Source organism: Bacillus sp. MBGLi79, from assembly GCF_002953915.1.
This window is the reverse complement of sequence record NZ_CP026521.1, coordinates 2,539,428-2,540,751: the sequence shown is the minus strand read 5'-3', so window position 1 is coordinate 2,540,751 and position 1,324 is coordinate 2,539,428. Positions and strand designations below refer to the sequence as shown.

1 protein-coding gene and 1 other RNA gene (1 of these 2 running past the window's edge) are annotated in these 1,324 nt (G+C 48.9%); both read left to right on the top strand.

Annotated features, from left to right (window positions below; genetic code table 11):
* Nucleotides 1–193, top strand: an RNA gene (gene rnpB / locus C1T29_RS12645) — RNase P RNA component class B; it begins 182 nt to the left of the window's first position.
* 95 nt (nt 194–288) lie between these two features.
* The coding region (locus C1T29_RS12640; protein ID WP_208945457.1) for a THUMP domain-containing class I SAM-dependent RNA methyltransferase at nt 289–1,324 on the top strand (1,036 nt) is incomplete at its 3' end.

The window sequence follows — 1,324 nt, the reverse complement described above, 5'->3', positions numbered from 1 at the left end:
TCTCACTAGAAATGGTGAGAGTGGAACGCGGTAAACCCCTCGAGCGAGAAACCCAAATTTTGGTAGGGGAACCTTCTGGACGGAAATGAACGGAAAGAAGGACAGAGTTGACTCTGTAGATAGATGATTACCACCCGAGTACGAGGCTTAGCAGCCGACAGCAGTACGACGGAACAAAACATGGCTTACAGAACGTTACACACTATTATGATGATGACAATGTATAAGCTCTCCGCAGGTAGGAGAGCTTTTATCATGTAAAAAACATACATAAAAACAGGTGATATGATGAAAACCTATACATTAATTGCAACAGCGCCGATGGGAATTGAAGCGATCGTTGCCAAAGAGGTGCGAGATCTAGGATATGATTGTACGGTTGACAACGGCAAAGTCGTGTTCGAAGGTGATGCCCTCGCCATCTGCAGAGCCAATCTGTGGCTGAGAACTGCTGACAGGGTGAAAGTGCAGGTTGCCGAATTTACGGCCAAGACCTTTGACGAGTTATTCGAGAAGACAAAAGCGGTCGACTGGAGCGCCTATCTTCCTGAACACGCCTCATTCCCCGTGACGGGAAAGTCTGTTAAATCAGTGCTTGCAAGCGTGCCGGACTGCCAGCGCATCGTCAAAAAGGCGATCGCCGAGAAGCTGAAATCAGCGTATCAGACACAAGGCGGGTGGCTTGAGGAAACAGGCCCGGAATATAAAATCGAGGTCTCCCTTTTAAAAGACAAAGCGGTCATTACGCTTGATTCATCCGGAGCCGGGCTTCATAAACGGGGATACCGAACCGGTCAAGGGGAAGCGCCGCTGAAAGAAACCCTCGCTGCAGCATTGATTCAATTGACAAATTGGACGCCTGACAGACCTTTCGTCGATCCGTTTTGCGGTTCGGGCACGATACCGATCGAAGCGGCTTTGATCGGCCAAAATATTGCGCCGGGTTTCAACAGGGATTTTGCATCCGAAAGATGGGAATGGATCAGCAAAGAAGTGTGGGATCAAGCAAGGCTTGAAGTCGAAGACAAAGCGAATTATGATCAGCCGCTGTCAATTTCGGGGTATGACCTGGATCATCGTATGATCGAGATCGCCAAAGCGAATGCCGAGGAAGCGGGACTAGCCGATTTCATCGAATTTAAGCAAATGCAGGTAAAGGATTTTCGGGCGAAAGAGGAATACGGCGTGATTGTCGGAAATCCGCCGTACGGGGAACGCCTCGGTGAAAAGAAAGCAGTCGAAGCCATGTATAAAGATATGGGCGAAGCATTTGCCGGACTTGATACGTGGTCTGTTTACATGCTGACATCAAACGAGCGTTTTG